Genomic DNA, 13148 nt, shown 5'->3' on the forward strand with positions numbered 1-13148 from the left:
CGGATAAACGAACGGCGCCTCCCGGCGCCGTTCGCATTGCATCGATTAACGCAGACTGCGCCTGTTGTTACGGGCGCACCTTGGTGGCACAGACAAACACCGCTGCCTGTTGAATGCGGCTGATCGCACCCTGGTTCTGCAACTCGCGTGCGTGCTCGTCCATGCAGGTCAGGTACCCCAGACGGTTGCCGGCGTTCTGCGACTTGCACAGGCTGTTTTCGGCCGAGATGTTGGCGCCGGGAATCAGCCCGCCGGTCTCCAGCGTCGGCACCAGCGTATTGCAGTTGCCCAGCTTGGCCAGCCCGCGATTGAGTGTCCAGCCGATATCGGCAAACAGCGCCGGGGTCAGGTCGATGTTCAGATGCGCCTGCACTTCCGGCGTATCGAACGGTTCCATCAACGCGTTCGGCTGCAGGTCGGTATCGAAGTGCGAGAACGTCGACCCGCCGGCTACCACGCTGGGCGAATACAGCCGCGTGCGGCCCGCGGTATCGGTGCCCTGCAACAGCTCGGGGTCTTCGTACAACGCCGCCACCACTCCGGCGCTGCCCTTCAGTCGCGCGCCATCGGTCTGCGAGACCATGATCGCCGGGATGGTGATGTCGGTGATCGGCGGGGCGGCATTGCCCATCGTCTGTACGCCGGCCGCGTTATTGGCCACGATCACGCCCACCGCACCGTTGAGCTGTGCGTTCTTGACCTTGATCGCGAACGCGCAGGTGCCACGGTCGATCAGCGCAACCTTGCCGGCCACCTCGGCCGCGTTGACGAACGGCGTTTCGCAACCATCGCTGGCCGATGCGGCAGCCACTCCGTCGTTGACCGTCACCACTGCGCGGGCCGGGAAATTGGCCGCCGTGGCCAGCGGCCCGAAGCTGGCAAAGCCCACCTCGAACTTGCCCGCCGCGCTGGCCGGTGCGCTCACCTGCAACAGGGTGCGCGGATCCAGGATCAGCGCCGCCTCGCGGTTGACGCGCGTGCCGGCCCACACCGTACGACCCGGCGTGCGCATCGCTTCGGCACGCAGCGCGTTGGTCATGGCCGGATCGTCGAAGCGCTTGTTCTGCACGTTGTCGTAGGCCTGCGCGGTGTAGACGTCGGTCAGGCCGCTGCCCGAGCCGAGCACGCCGGTGGTCTTGTTGAGAAAGCCCGCCGCACCCAGACCGTGGCCGATCTCGTGCATCACCACGTTGAGGAAGTTGATCTGGCCTTCGGGCGTCTTGCCGTCCAGGCCCAGGTACCAGCCCGAGCCGGCCAGGCAGTCGGGCTTGCCCAGATCGCCGTTGAATTGCGAGAACACGTCGGCCGGATCGCTGGGATCGGGGACCAGATCCTGCCCGGCGATCGCATCGCCCAGCGCGGACGGATACAGCGTATTGGGCTTGGAACCGGGGAAGTCGTTGACGATCCAGTTCGGGCCGGCCTGGCCCAGCGTGCCGCCGGTGGCGGTACAGGTCAGCCGCGCGAACGAGGCATACACCTTGATCTCGACATTGCTCTGTAGCACCGCGCCCCACAGATCCATCGCGTACTGGTAGGCGATGCGACGCTGCTCGCCGACCGAGCGCCCCGGATTGCCGCCCAACGGCGCTGCGCTGGTGGGATCGTTCAAGCCGACGCTGGTGCCGGCATCGCCATTGATCAGCGTGACATTGGCGGCGCTTGCATGCAGCGGCGCGATGGCCGCAGCCACGGCCAGGGACAACAGCAACAAGGGCTTATTCATGCGGCAGCGCTCCGTGCTCGGCGTGGGCGGGTTGGGTGTCGGCGTCTTCGCTGTGCTCGATGACGATGCGGCCATCGGCCTGACGGGTCGCCATCAGCGAACTCATCTGCGTGGCCGGCAACTTGCGCGCCACGGTGCCGTTGGGCAGGCGTCGCTCGGTCGCGCGTGCGGCAGATTCGGTCTGCGGAACCGCAGTGCGGGCAGCGCTGCTGCGGGCAGCCGACGCAGCCTGCTGATCCAGCGCCGCGCTCTCGGCGTCGGTCAGCGGGCGCAGCTTGCCGGTGACGGGATCGATACCCACCTTGGAACTGCTGGTTGCAGCCTCTTGCGCCACGGCCAGGGCCGGCAGGCAGGCGACGCACAACACACCGGACAGCATCCATCCGGGCTTACGAAAGCTCATCATCGTTGGGGTTTCCTTGAGTCCAACAGGGAAAAGGGACGCCGTGCAGACACCGGCATCGGGGGAATCCTTCCGTTTCAGTCTGTTCATGACTGAATCATGAATCCGTGATGTGTGTCAATCTTTTGACATATAGGCCGCTGAATGCGAAGCGAGAGCCTGAAACGGTCATCGCCGCAGTTGCGTTGGGAAATTTCCGGGGATTACAGCGGCAGCTGGCCCCAGATCGGCCAGATTTTTGACACGAACCAACCGGGCCGGAAGCCTCCCCAGCCCATGGTCTCGACGGACAATTCACGCCAGCCAAGATCTGGACGACTTATTCCCTTCTCCCCCGAGAGAAGGTGCCTCGAAGGTGCGGATGAGGGTACGAGCGAAGCCAGGTGGAGGTTGAGGGCAGGGTGCGAGTACGCCTGAGCTTCGCCCCGTACCCTCACCCCAACCCCTCTCCCGAGGGGAGAGGGGCTGTAGTCCGACCCGGCCAGTGGCCCGGCCTACGCAAGTAGCGCGGTCGTACCAATGCGCGCAAGCCATGCGTTGCCGGCCTGCTGGGAGATGCTTATGCCCGGCATCGGCGCGGGCTGCGCGTACGCTGCGCTGGCTCTGCACGCCGCGCGCCATTCGACCGCAGCGCGTTACAGTCTTGGTGACTCCGCGCACCAGGTTCCCATGCACGCCGTCATCTATCACACCCCCAACTGCGGGACCTCCCGCAATACGCTCGCCCTGATCCGCCACACCGGCATCGAACCGCAGATCGTCGATGACCTGCAGCACCCGCCCACCCGCGAAACGCTGCAGTCCCTGATCGCCGCCGCCGGCATCCCGGTTCGCGCGGCCATGCGTCAGAAAGGCACCCCGTATCTGGAACTGGGACTCGACGATCCCACGCTGGACGACGCAGCGCTGCTGAGCGCAATGCTCCCGCATCCGATCCTGATCAACCGCCCCTTCGTGCAAACCGCATTGGGGACGCGCTTGTGCCACCCCTCCGAACGCGTGCTCGACCTGCTGCCGCACGCGACGAGCGGCTTCGTCAAGGAAGACGGCGAACGCGTGCTGGACGATGCCGGGCAACGCGTAACGGGCTGATAGACAGATACCCGAAACGCAGTCGCTCCACATCAAGCGCAGCCAACTCCGATCAAGCTGCGAAACGCCAAGCAGCGCCACTGACGCCCCAGCTACCAATCCCTAATCCCGATTCCCCAATCCCGACTCCCCAACCTCACCCCCACCTACCGCACAGGTCTTAAAATCGCCGCAACGTTTCCCGGGAGCAGTCAGATGATTCGCGAGATTATCCGCATGGGCGACAAGCGCCTGCTGCGCGTGGCGCCGCCGGTGACCAACCTGGGCAGTGCCGAGCTGCGCGCGCTGGTGGCCGACATGTTCGAGACCATGGACGATGCGCGTGGCGTCGGCCTGGCCGCACCGCAGATCGCGGTGGACCTGCAGCTGATGGTGTTCGGCTTCGAGGCCAGCGAACGCTATCCCGATGCGCCGGCGGTGCCGCGCACCGCGTTGGCGAATGCGCAGATCGAACCGCTGTCGGAAGAAATGGAAAACGGCTGGGAAGGGTGTCTGTCGATTCCCGGCTTGCGTGCGGTCATTCCGCGCTATCGCCACATTCGCTACCGCGGCTTTGCGCCGGACGGCAGCCTGATCGAGCGCGAGGCCGAAGGCTTCCACGCACGCGTGGTGCAGCACGAGTACGACCATCTGGTCGGCCGCCTGTATCCCTCGCGGATCGAGAACTTCGCCACCTTCGGCTTCGAAGACGTGCTGTCCTACGACCTGTAGGCCATCGGTCGCAGCTGCACCCGGATGTGACAAGGGCGCCTTGCGGCGCCCTTGTCGTGCTTACTTGAGCGCCTTGAAGCGCAGACGCTTGGGACCTGCGTCATCGCCCATGCGGCGGCGCTTGTCTTCTTCGTACTCGCGGTAGTTGCCCTGGAAGAACTCCACGTGCGAGTCGCCTTCGAACGCCAGGATATGCGTGGCGATGCGGTCCAGGAACCAGCGGTCATGCGAGATCACGAAGGTGTTGCCCGGGAACTCCAGCAACGCATCTTCCAGCGCGCGCAGGGTCTCGATGTCCAGGTCGTTGGACGGTTCGTCGAGCAGCAGCACGTTGCCGCCCTGCAGCAGGGTCTTGGCCATGTGCAGACGACCGCGCTCACCACCGGACAGCGAGCCGACCATCTTCTGCTGGTCCTGGCCCTTGAAGTTGAAGCGGCCGATGTAGGCGCGCGACTGGATCTCCACGCCGTTGATGTTGAGGATGTCCAGGCCGCCGGCAATCTCCTGGAACACGTTGTGGTTGCCTTCCAGCTTGTCGCGGCTCTGGTCCACGTAGGACAGCTGCACGGTCGGGCCGACCACGATCTCGCCGGAATCGGGCTTCTCCGCGCCGGTGATCATCTTGAACAGGGTCGACTTACCGGCACCGTTGGGGCCGATGATGCCGACGATGGCGCCGGGCGGCACGATCATCGACAGATTGTCGATCAGCAGGCGGTCGCCGAACTTCTTGGAGACGTTCTTGAACTCCATCACCGCATTGCCCAGGCGCTCGCCTGGCGGGATGAAGATCTCGTTGGTCTCGTTGCGCTTCTGGTAGTCCACCGACTGCAGTTCTTCCAGGCGGGCCAGACGCGCCTTGCCCTTGGTGCGGCCGCCCTTGGCGTTCTGGCGCGACCATTCCAGTTCCTTCTGGATCGCCTTCTGGCGCGACTTTTCCTGGTTGTCTTCCTGCTTGAGGCGCTCGTCCTTCTGGGTCAGCCAGTCGGTGTAGTTGCCCTTCCACGGAATGCCGCGGCCGCGGTCCAGTTCCAGGATCCACTCGGCGGCGTTGTCGAGGAAGTAGCGATCATGCGTCACCGCCACCACGGTGCCGGTGTAGCGCGCCAGGAACTGCTCCAGCCATTCCACCGATTCGGCGTCCAGATGGTTGGTCGGTTCGTCGAGCAGCAGCATGTCCGGCTTCTGCAGCAGCAGGCGGCACAACGCCACGCGGCGCTTTTCGCCACCGGACAGCTTGCCGACCACCGCGTCCCACGGCGGCAGGCGCAGCGCATCGGCGGCCACGTCCAGCTGGTTTTCCAGGGTGTGCGCATCGCCGGCGGCCAGGATCGCTTCCAGGCGTTCCTGTTCCTTGGCCAGGGCGTCGAAATCGGCGCCTTCCTCGGCATAGGCCAGGTACACCGCATCCAGCGCGGCCTGGGCCTGCAGCACGTCGCCCACGCCTTCCTCGACCGCTTCGCGCACGGTGTGCTCGGGGTTGAGCTGCGGTTCCTGCGCCAGGTAGCCGACCTTGATGCCGGCCTGGGGACGGGCTTCGCCCTCGAAATCGGTATCCACGCCGGCCATGATCTTCAGCACCGTGGACTTGCCGGCGCCGTTCAGGCCCAGCAGGCCGATCTTGGCGCCCGGGAAAAAGCTCAGCGAGATGTCCTTGATGATCTGCCGCTTGGGCGGGACCACCTTGCTGACGCGGTTCATGGTGTAGATGTATTGCGACATGGGTGCTCCGTGGACGCAGGCAGCCCACCGGCCGGGGCCGGAGGCAGCGGAAAAGGGATTGCGCCGATTATACGGGCAACCGGCCTGGCTCGCGGCGGCGCGGCGGCAGCTAAACGGCAGCTTACCTTCCACCTGAATGGGCGTTTTCGTAATCGATTCCAGCAAGAATGCGTTAAGGCGGCCAGCGCCTTAATGAAATTGCGACATCGCAGACAGGAGCAATCCCATGAACCGCAAACGCATCGTGACTGTTGTGCTTTCCTCCATCCTGGCGCTGGGCTCCGTGGCCCCGGCAGCGTTTGCCGACGACTGGGGCCGCGGCCACGACCGTCGTGGTCATGATCGCGACGATCGCCACGACCGCGATTACCGTGGCAATTGGCGCAACGACCGCCGCGACTGGCACGACGAGCGCCGGGCCGACCGCCGCGATGACCGCCGTTACTACAGCAACGGCTACCGCGAGGGCTATCGCGATGCCCGTTATCAGGACCGTCGCTACGACCGCAACCGGGTCTATGTCTACGATCGCCCCAGCTACTACCGCCCCGGCCCGCCGCCGCGCCCGTACTGGGCCCGCGGTCAGCGTTACCACGGCCCGGTCTACGTGATCAACGACTACGATCGCTACAACCTGCGCCGCCCGCCGTATGGCTACCGTTGGCAGCGCGACAACACCGGCAATCTGCTGCTGGTGGCCATCGCCACCGGGGTGATCGCCGACCTGGTGCTCAACAACTAAGCCTGTCTACCGTCCGGGTCAGGCCTGGGTAGGCAGGGAACCCGCAAAGGCGCACTCCGGTGCGCCTTTGTCGTTCAGGGGGAACCTGCCATGGCGCGCCTGGCCTCGCCAGCGTCTCAATTGGTCACCTGTCCATGCGGGGGCTTACAATCTGCGCCCCTACTGGCAACAGCTGCCCCGGAGCTCTGCATGTTCTCGCGCGACGTCCGACTGGAAACCTACGACCCCGAACTGGCCCAGGCCATCGCTGCTGAAGCCGGCCGCCAGGAGGATCACGTCGAGCTGATCGCCAGCGAAAACTACTGCAGCCCGCTGGTGATGGAGGCCCAGGGCAGCCAGCTGACCAACAAGTACGCCGAAGGCTACCCGGGCAAGCGCTACTACGGCGGTTGCGAGTTCGTCGACATTGCCGAGCAGCTGGCGATCGAGCGCATCAAGCAGGTGTTCGGCGCCGATTATGCGAACGTGCAGCCGCATAGCGGCTCGCAGGCCAACCAGGCGGTGTATCTGGCGCTGCTGCAGCCCGGCGACACCATCCTGGGCATGAGCCTGGCCCACGGCGGTCACCTGACCCACGGCGCCAAGGTCAACGTCTCCGGCAAGCTGTTCAACGCTGTGCAGTACGGCGTCAACGAGCAGGGCCTGATCGACTATGACGAAGTCCAGCGACTGGCCACCGAGCACAAGCCGAAGATGGTCGTGGCCGGGTTCTCGGCGTATTCGCAGAAGATCGACTGGGCGCGTTTCCGCGCCATCGCCGACAGCGTCGGTGCGTATCTGTTCGTGGACATGGCGCATGTGGCCGGCCTGGTCGCCGCAGGCGTGTATCCGAGCCCGCTGGAGCATGCGCACGTGGTCACCTCGACCACGCACAAGACCCTGCGCGGCCCGCGCGGCGGCATCATCGTGGCCAAGGGCGCGAGCGAAGAGCTGCAGAAGAAGCTGCAGTCGATCGTGTTCCCCGGCATTCAGGGCGGCCCGCTGATGCACGTGATCGCGGCCAAGGCGGTGGCGTTCAAGGAGGCGCTGGAGCCGGAATTCAAGACCTACCAGCAGCAGGTGGTCAAGAACGCGCAGGCGATGGCCAACACGCTGATCGCGCGCGGCTACAAGATCGTGTCCGGCGGCACCGAAAATCACCTGATGCTGGTGGACATGATCGGCCGCGACGTCTCCGGCAAGGACGCAGAGGCCGCGCTCGGCAAGGCACACATCACCGTCAACAAGAACTCGGTGCCCAACGACCCGCGCTCGCCGTTCGTCACCTCCGGCCTGCGCCTGGGCACCCCGGCAATCACCACCCGCGGTTACCTGGAGCAGGACAGCATCGACCTGGCCAACTGGATCGCCGACGTGCTCGACGCCCCCAGCGACGAAGCGGTGCTGGCCAAGGTCCGCGACGCGGTGACTGCGCAGTGCAAGAAGTATCCGGTGTATGGCTGAGGTGCCGGGATTGGTGATTCGGGATTGGGGATGCGCGACAAGCGCGTCCTTGCTCCTGCTGTTGCCAATCCCCAATCCCCACTTCCCAATCTCGGCGACCTGATGCACTGCCCCTTCTGCCAGCACAACGACACCCGCGTGATCGATTCGCGGGTGTCCGAAGACGGGACGACGATTCGTCGGCGTCGCGAGTGCGAGGCGTGTGGCGAGCGTTTCAGCACCTTGGAAACGATCGAGCTCAAGCTGCCGACCGTGGTCAAGAGCGATGGCGGGCGCGAGGCGTTCGACGCGCGCAAGCTGCGCACCAGTTTCGACCGCGCGCTGCAGAAGCGCCCGGTGTCCGAAGAACAGATCGAAGCGGCAGTGCGCGCGGTGGTGCATCAGTTGCGTATGTCCGGCGAGCGCGAGGTGGGCTCGCTGCGGGTGGGCGAATACGTCATGGTCGAGCTGCGCAAGCTCGATCATGTGGGCTATGTGCGCTTCGCCTCGGTGTACCGCAGCTTTCAGGACGTGGCCGATTTCCGCGAGGAAATCGAAAAGCTCGAGCGCGAGCTCCCGGTCGGCATCGAGCAGTTGCCGTTGCTGGAAGCGGCCCTGGAGCGCGCCGGCAAGCCCGGCAAGCGGTGAGCGCCATGCGCATCGCGTGCGTGGCCGACACGCCGCAGCTGCTGCCCGCCATCGCGCAGGCGCATCTGCAGGCCTTCGGCAGTCTGTTGCCGGACTGGAATTTCGATCAGGCCTTGAGCGAGTTGCGCAGCCACACCCGCGACGGGGTGATCCCGACCACGTGGGTGGCGCTCGATCAGGCGCAGTGGCTCGGGTCGGTCAGCCTGCTGGAAAACGACGATTCGCGCATTCGGCAATGGTCGCCATGGCTGGCGTCGCTGTACGTGCAGCCGCAGGCGCGCGGGCAGGGCATCGGCGAGGCGCTGGTGACGCACTGCGTGCAGTCCGCCGCGCGCATGGGCGTGCCGGCGTTGTACCTGTATTGCCAACCAGTGCTGGTGCCGTTTTATCAGCGGCTGGGCTGGCAGACGCATGCAGAATTACTGCTGGGGCCGATGCAGATCGTGGTGATGTGTATCGAACCGCAAGCGGCAACGCAATGAGCGCAACGGCCGACGACCATCGCTGGATGGCGCAGGCATTGCGCCTGGCCGAGCGTGGCGCCTACACCACCCGCCCCAATCCGATGGTTGGCTGCGTGATCGTGCGCGATGGCGTGTGCGTGGGCGAGGGCTTTCATCAACGTGCCGGCGGCCCGCATGCGGAAGTGTTCGCGCTGCGCGCGGCCGGCGCGCTGGCGCGTGGCGCCACCGCCTACGTCACGCTGGAGCCGTGTGCGCACTACGGACGCACGCCGCCCTGTGCCCTGGCCTTGATCGATGCCGGCATTGCGCGTGTGGTTGCGGCGATGGCCGACCCGTTTCCGCAGGTCAACGGCGGCGGGTTTGCGCTGATGCGCGAGGCCGGAATCGAAGTGCTCAGTGGTGTCCTGCAAACACAGGCGCGCGCGCTGAATCGTGGGTTTCTGTCACGGGTGGAGCGTGGGCGGCCGTGGTTGCGGGTCAAGCTCGGCGCCAGCCTGGATGGGCGTACGGCGCTGGCCAGCGGTGAATCCAAGTGGATCACCGGAAGTGACGCGCGCGCAGACGTGCAGCGCTGGCGCGCGCGTGCGGGCGCGATCCTCACTGGTGCGGGCACGGTGCTGGCCGACGACCCCTCCATGACGGTGCGGCTGGGCGATGACACGCCGGTCGTGCCGCCGCTACGCGTGGTGCTCGATGCCGGGCTACGGACGTTGGCGTGCAGGAACCTGCGTCAGGGCGATGCGCCCACGCTGTATCTGCATGGCGAGGATGTCGCCGCGCCGTCGCTGGACGATGCGCAGTTCCTTGCGATGCCGTTGCAAGCCGGCCGCTTCGATCTGGCGGCGGTGGTGGCACTGCTTGGCGAGCGCGGCATCAACGAGGTGCATGTGGAAGCCGGCGCAACGCTGGGTGGTGCGCTGCTGCAGGCCGGCCTGGTAGACGAACTGCTGGTCTACATGGCGCCGGTACTGCTGGGCGATACCGCCAGGCCGCTGCTGGCCGGGCTGGGCATTGAGACGATGGCGCAGCGCGCTGCGTTGCAGCTGCTGGATGTGCGCCAGCTGGGTCAGGATCTGCGTCTGCGCTATGCGCCGGTTGTTGCCGGGTGAGCGCTGCATGGCGCGCGCGATGCAGCGCAGCTGTGCTGTTGCGCGCATGAAAAAGGCCCCGCATGCGGGGCCTTGGTGTATATGCGACGCGCCGATCAGAAGCTCGCGCGCACGCCGACCTTGTACTGGTTGGCGTCGTCGATGAACTGCGCTTCGGCGACCAGGCCCCAGGTGCGGGTGAAGTTGACCTGACCACCCAGGGTGCCGACGAACTCGCCTTCGTCCACGTCGCTACCGTCGATATAGCCGGCCTTGATCCAGGCTTCGGTCCGCGGCGAGGGCTTGCCGCGCAGGCCCAGGTTGGCGAAGCCCAGGTTGGTCGAATCGGATGCCTTGTCGATCGAACGGCCGCGCAGGCGCAGATCGGATTCGACCTTGGTGCGCAGCACGCTGATGTCGGCGGTGAACTCGACGCGCTCGGTCATTTCCTGGCGGTAACCGATACCCGCCGTGGCCTGCTGCAGGGTGCCGTCGATCACGAAGCCGCTGCCGAGGTTGTAGTCCTTGGTGGCACGCTCGTAGCTGGCCAGCAGGTAGACCGGCTGGGCAATCTGCCAGGAGCCGCGGATGTAGCCGCCATCGATGTCGTCGGACGCGTCGTTGACGTTGATTTCGGTCCGGTTCCAGCCGCCTTCGACGTAGGAATAACTCAGGCCTTCGGCCGATGCGGCAAACGGTGCGGCGGCCAGCAGGGCAGCCAGAATCAGGGTGTTACGCATTGGATGTCTCTCTCCGAATTGATGTCCGTGTCTCCGTCCCGTTGCGGGAGGGAAAAAAGCGACGTCTCCCGTCGCGGCGCGTAAATTAACAGATCCTTCACAATCCTGGCTATGGGGGATTTCCCCACATGACGCAGTGTCCTGTCAGCCTTGGCCCACGCTCAGCCATCGCGCCGATGTGCCCTGTTAGACTTTGCGCACCGGTTCGCCGGTACTCACGAACGTCTTCAGGGCGGGGTGCGATTCCCCACCGGCGGTAGGCATGCGCAAGCATGCGAGCCCGCGAGCGCTTGCACTTCAGGGTTGAGCGGATCCACGCGAAACCCCTGCTGCGCAAGGTCAGCAGATCCGGTGCGATGCCGGGGCCGACGGTATAGTCCGGATGAAAGAAGACGGCCAACGCGCAGCCTTGCGGCTGTGCGCGCGCCTGTTTGCCTTGTGGCGTTTTTCGCTCAACTCCTGCGAGAAACGACTATGTCCATGCGTCACCCGTCGCGCTGCGTCGCGATCTTTCACTGCACTCCGTCCGCACTGTCGTCATCCACGACGGGGGTGCGCTGATGTTTACCGGAATCATCGAAGGCGTCGGCCATCTGGCGGCGCGCCAGCCGCAGGGCGGCGATGTGCGTTTCACCTTCGCCACCGGCAACCTGCCGTTCGAGGCGGTACAGCTGGGCGAGAGCATTGCCGTCAACGGCGTGTGCCTGACCGTGATCGCTTTCGACGCGGGCAGCTTCCAGGCCGATGCCTCCACCGAAACCCTGTCGCTGACCACGTTGGGCGCCTTACCGGAAGGCGCGTTGCTCAACCTGGAGCGCGCGATGCGCCCGACCGACCGCCTCGGCGGGCATCTGGTCAGCGGGCATGTCGACGGCCTGGGCCAGGTGCAGTCGGTACATGGCGATGCGCGCGCGCAGCGCTGGCGGTTTGCCGCCCCGCCGGCGGTGTTGCGCTATGTCGCCAAGAAGGGCTCGATCTGCGTGGACGGGGTCAGCCTCACCGTCAATGAAGTGGACGCGGATGGCTTCGAGGTCGCGTTGATTCCGCACACGGTGGCCAATACCGCGTTTGCGCAGACCGCAGTTGGCGCGCAGGTGAATCTGGAAATCGACCTGGTGGCGCGCTATGTCGAACGCCTGCTGGGCACGCGGGGTGCGGCATGAATTTCGCACCCGTTCCGGAATTGATCGAGGAACTGCGCGCCGGCCGCATGGTGGTGATCGTCGATGACGAGGATCGCGAGAACGAAGGCGATCTGATCATGGCGGCCGAGCTGGTCAAGCCGTCGGACATCAATTTCATGGTGACCCACGCGCGCGGGCTGGTGTGTCTGTCGCTGACCCGCGAGCGCTGCGCGCAGCTCGGCCTGGCGCCGATGGTGCGCAACAACACCGCGCAGTTCCAGACCAACTTCACCGTCAGCATCGAGGCGGCCGAAGGCGTGACCACCGGCATCTCCGCCTACGACCGCGCACACACCGTGCGCACCGCGGTGCGGCCGGATGCCAAACCGCAGGATCTGAGCCAGCCGGGGCATATCTTCCCGCTGATCTCCCAGCCCGGCGGCGTGCTGACCCGCGCCGGCCATACCGAAGCGGCCAGCGACCTGCCGATGCTGGCCGGGCTGGAACCGGCCGGCGTGCTGGTGGAAGTGCTCAACCCGGACGGCAGCATGGCGCGCCGCCCGCAGCTGGAAGTGTTCGCGCGCGAGCACGGGCTGAAGATGGGCTCGATCGCCGATCTGATCGCCTACCGCCTGGCCAACGAGCACACCGTCGAGCGCGTGGACGAGCGCGAGATCAGCACCGAGTTCGGCCCGTTCACGCTGGTGACCTACCGCGACCGCATCGCCCACGACCTGCACTTTGCGCTGGTGCGCGGCACTGCCGATCCGGCCACGCCGACGCTGGTGCGTGTGCAGGTGGAAAACCCGCTGGCCGATCTGCTGCACTGGCAGCGCGACGACTTCGGCGTGGCCGCCACCGATGCCTTGCGTGCGATCGCCGCCGAAGGGCAGGGCGTGATGGTGGTGCTGTCGGCGCCGCGCGACAGCGAATCCTTGCTGGCGCGGTTGCGCCAGCAACCGGAAGCGGCCACCAACGCCAAGGACGTCAGCCAGTGGCGGCGCAACGGGGCCGGGGCGCAGATCCTGGCCGAACTGGGCCTGGGCAAGCTGCGCGTGCTGGGCACGCCGCGGCGTCAGGTGGGCCTGGCCGGGTTCGGGCTGGAGGTGGTGGAGTACCTGGAATGCCACGCGGGCGAAGGGGTGCGCTCGGTGCCGGCGGCCGCGCTGCCCTGACGTGGCGCGGGCGGCCTGGAGCCGCCGTTGTCCGGTGGTTGCAGGGCGCGCAACAGGAACCGCGCTGTCCGAGTGGTTCGCGCGGTTGCTG

At 66.0% G+C, this 13148-nt stretch carries 13 protein-coding genes and 1 riboswitch; of the genes, 9 read left to right on the top strand and 4 right to left on the bottom strand.

Annotated features, from left to right (window positions below):
• Positions 1 to 67 precede the first annotated feature (67 nt).
• Both DYQ94_RS15575 and DYQ94_RS15580 read right to left on the bottom strand, forming a co-directional pair.
• Positions 68 to 1726, bottom strand: a complete 1659-nt coding sequence (locus DYQ94_RS15575) for a PA domain-containing protein (RefSeq protein WP_126966657.1) — start codon at positions 1724 to 1726, stop codon at positions 68 to 70.
• Positions 1719 to 2132, bottom strand: coding sequence for a post-PEP-CTERM-1 domain-containing protein (locus DYQ94_RS15580; RefSeq protein WP_160955008.1), 414 nt, complete (start codon positions 2130 to 2132; stop codon positions 1719 to 1721). The genes DYQ94_RS15575 and DYQ94_RS15580 overlap by 8 nt, the downstream gene beginning before the upstream one ends.
• A 666-nt stretch (positions 2133 to 2798) precedes the next feature.
• Here DYQ94_RS15580 and arsC point away from each other — a divergent pair.
• Together arsC and def are read left to right on the top strand one after the other, a co-directional pair.
• Entirely contained in the window at positions 2799 to 3221 is a 423-nt protein-coding gene (gene arsC / locus DYQ94_RS15585) for an arsenate reductase (glutaredoxin) (RefSeq protein ID WP_126966696.1), read from the top strand.
• A 195-nt stretch (positions 3222 to 3416) separates the two neighbouring features.
• Complete coding sequence (gene def / locus DYQ94_RS15590) at positions 3417 to 3932, top strand: peptide deformylase (RefSeq protein ID WP_126966658.1); 516 nt, start codon at positions 3417 to 3419, stop codon at positions 3930 to 3932.
• A 60-nt stretch (positions 3933 to 3992) separates the two neighbouring features.
• Here def and ettA read toward each other — a convergent pair whose 3' ends face one another.
• Positions 3993 to 5654 (bottom strand): energy-dependent translational throttle protein EttA, encoded by a 1662-nt coding sequence (gene ettA / locus DYQ94_RS15595; protein ID WP_024940592.1) that lies wholly within the window; start codon positions 5652 to 5654, stop codon positions 3993 to 3995.
• A 226-nt stretch (positions 5655 to 5880) separates the two neighbouring features.
• On the opposite strand from ettA, the gene DYQ94_RS15600 reads away from it, so the two are divergent.
• The 5 genes from DYQ94_RS15600 to ribD all read left to right on the top strand — a co-directional run bounded on the left by DYQ94_RS15600 (position 5881) and on the right by ribD (position 10039).
• A complete protein-coding gene (locus DYQ94_RS15600) occupies positions 5881 to 6396 on the top strand; it encodes an RcnB family protein (protein WP_160955007.1) in 516 nt (171 codons plus the stop codon).
• 189 nt (positions 6397 to 6585) lie between these two features.
• Positions 6586 to 7839, top strand: coding sequence for a serine hydroxymethyltransferase (gene glyA / locus DYQ94_RS15605; RefSeq protein WP_046344297.1), 1254 nt, complete (start codon positions 6586 to 6588; stop codon positions 7837 to 7839).
• A gap of 102 nt (positions 7840 to 7941) precedes the next feature.
• Entirely contained in the window at positions 7942 to 8466 is a 525-nt protein-coding gene (nrdR, locus tag DYQ94_RS15610) for a transcriptional regulator NrdR (protein ID WP_006453216.1), read from the top strand.
• A complete protein-coding gene (locus tag DYQ94_RS15615; RefSeq protein WP_160955006.1) occupies positions 8463 to 8948 on the top strand; it encodes a GNAT family N-acetyltransferase in 486 nt (161 codons plus the stop codon). The genes nrdR and DYQ94_RS15615 overlap by 4 nt, the downstream gene beginning before the upstream one ends.
• Positions 8945 to 10039 (top strand): bifunctional diaminohydroxyphosphoribosylaminopyrimidine deaminase/5-amino-6-(5-phosphoribosylamino)uracil reductase RibD, encoded by a 1095-nt coding sequence (gene ribD, locus DYQ94_RS15620; RefSeq protein WP_126966660.1) that lies wholly within the window; start codon positions 8945 to 8947, stop codon positions 10037 to 10039. The genes DYQ94_RS15615 and ribD overlap by 4 nt, the downstream gene beginning before the upstream one ends.
• Before the next feature lie 95 nt (positions 10040 to 10134).
• Here ribD and DYQ94_RS15625 read toward each other — a convergent pair whose 3' ends face one another.
• Complete coding sequence (locus DYQ94_RS15625) at positions 10135 to 10758, bottom strand: hypothetical protein (RefSeq protein WP_104567979.1); 624 nt, start codon at positions 10756 to 10758, stop codon at positions 10135 to 10137.
• Positions 10759 to 10977: 219 nt separating this feature from the next.
• A riboswitch (FMN riboswitch) is annotated at positions 10978 to 11156 on the top strand.
• A gap of 162 nt (positions 11157 to 11318) precedes the next feature.
• Here DYQ94_RS15625 and DYQ94_RS15630 point away from each other — a divergent pair.
• Positions 11319 to 11921, top strand: a complete 603-nt coding sequence (locus DYQ94_RS15630) for a riboflavin synthase (RefSeq protein ID WP_054592512.1) — start codon at positions 11319 to 11321, stop codon at positions 11919 to 11921.
• On the top strand, positions 11918 to 13057 hold the full coding sequence (gene ribB / locus DYQ94_RS15635; protein WP_039525502.1) for a 3,4-dihydroxy-2-butanone-4-phosphate synthase: 1140 nt from the start codon (positions 11918 to 11920) through the stop codon (positions 13055 to 13057). The genes DYQ94_RS15630 and ribB overlap by 4 nt, the downstream gene beginning before the upstream one ends.
• The last annotated feature ends 91 nt before the right edge of the window (positions 13058 to 13148 follow it).

This window comes from Xanthomonas sp. LMG 8993 (assembly GCF_009835065.2).
Lineage (GTDB): Bacteria > Pseudomonadota > Gammaproteobacteria > Xanthomonadales > Xanthomonadaceae > Xanthomonas > Xanthomonas arboricola.

Coding starts and splice junctions, on each gene's coding strand:
- arsC (WP_126966696.1), top strand. CDS start 2,799: ATGCACGCCGTCATCTATCACACCCCCAACTGCGGGACCTCCCGCAAT.
- ribB (WP_039525502.1), top strand. CDS start 11,918: ATGAATTTCGCACCCGTTCCGGAATTGATCGAGGAACTGCGCGCCGGC.
- DYQ94_RS15625 (WP_104567979.1), bottom strand. CDS start 10,758: ATGCGTAACACCCTGATTCTGGCTGCCCTGCTGGCCGCCGCACCGTTT.
- DYQ94_RS15575 (WP_126966657.1), bottom strand. CDS start 1,726: ATGAATAAGCCCTTGTTGCTGTTGTCCCTGGCCGTGGCTGCGGCCATC.
- ribD (WP_126966660.1), top strand. CDS start 8,945: ATGAGCGCAACGGCCGACGACCATCGCTGGATGGCGCAGGCATTGCGC.
- ettA (WP_024940592.1), bottom strand. CDS start 5,654: ATGTCGCAATACATCTACACCATGAACCGCGTCAGCAAGGTGGTCCCG.
- DYQ94_RS15630 (WP_054592512.1), top strand. CDS start 11,319: ATGTTTACCGGAATCATCGAAGGCGTCGGCCATCTGGCGGCGCGCCAG.
- DYQ94_RS15600 (WP_160955007.1), top strand. CDS start 5,881: ATGAACCGCAAACGCATCGTGACTGTTGTGCTTTCCTCCATCCTGGCG.
- glyA (WP_046344297.1), top strand. CDS start 6,586: ATGTTCTCGCGCGACGTCCGACTGGAAACCTACGACCCCGAACTGGCC.
- DYQ94_RS15580 (WP_160955008.1), bottom strand. CDS start 2,132: ATGATGAGCTTTCGTAAGCCCGGATGGATGCTGTCCGGTGTGTTGTGC.
- def (WP_126966658.1), top strand. CDS start 3,417: ATGATTCGCGAGATTATCCGCATGGGCGACAAGCGCCTGCTGCGCGTG.
- nrdR (WP_006453216.1), top strand. CDS start 7,942: ATGCACTGCCCCTTCTGCCAGCACAACGACACCCGCGTGATCGATTCG.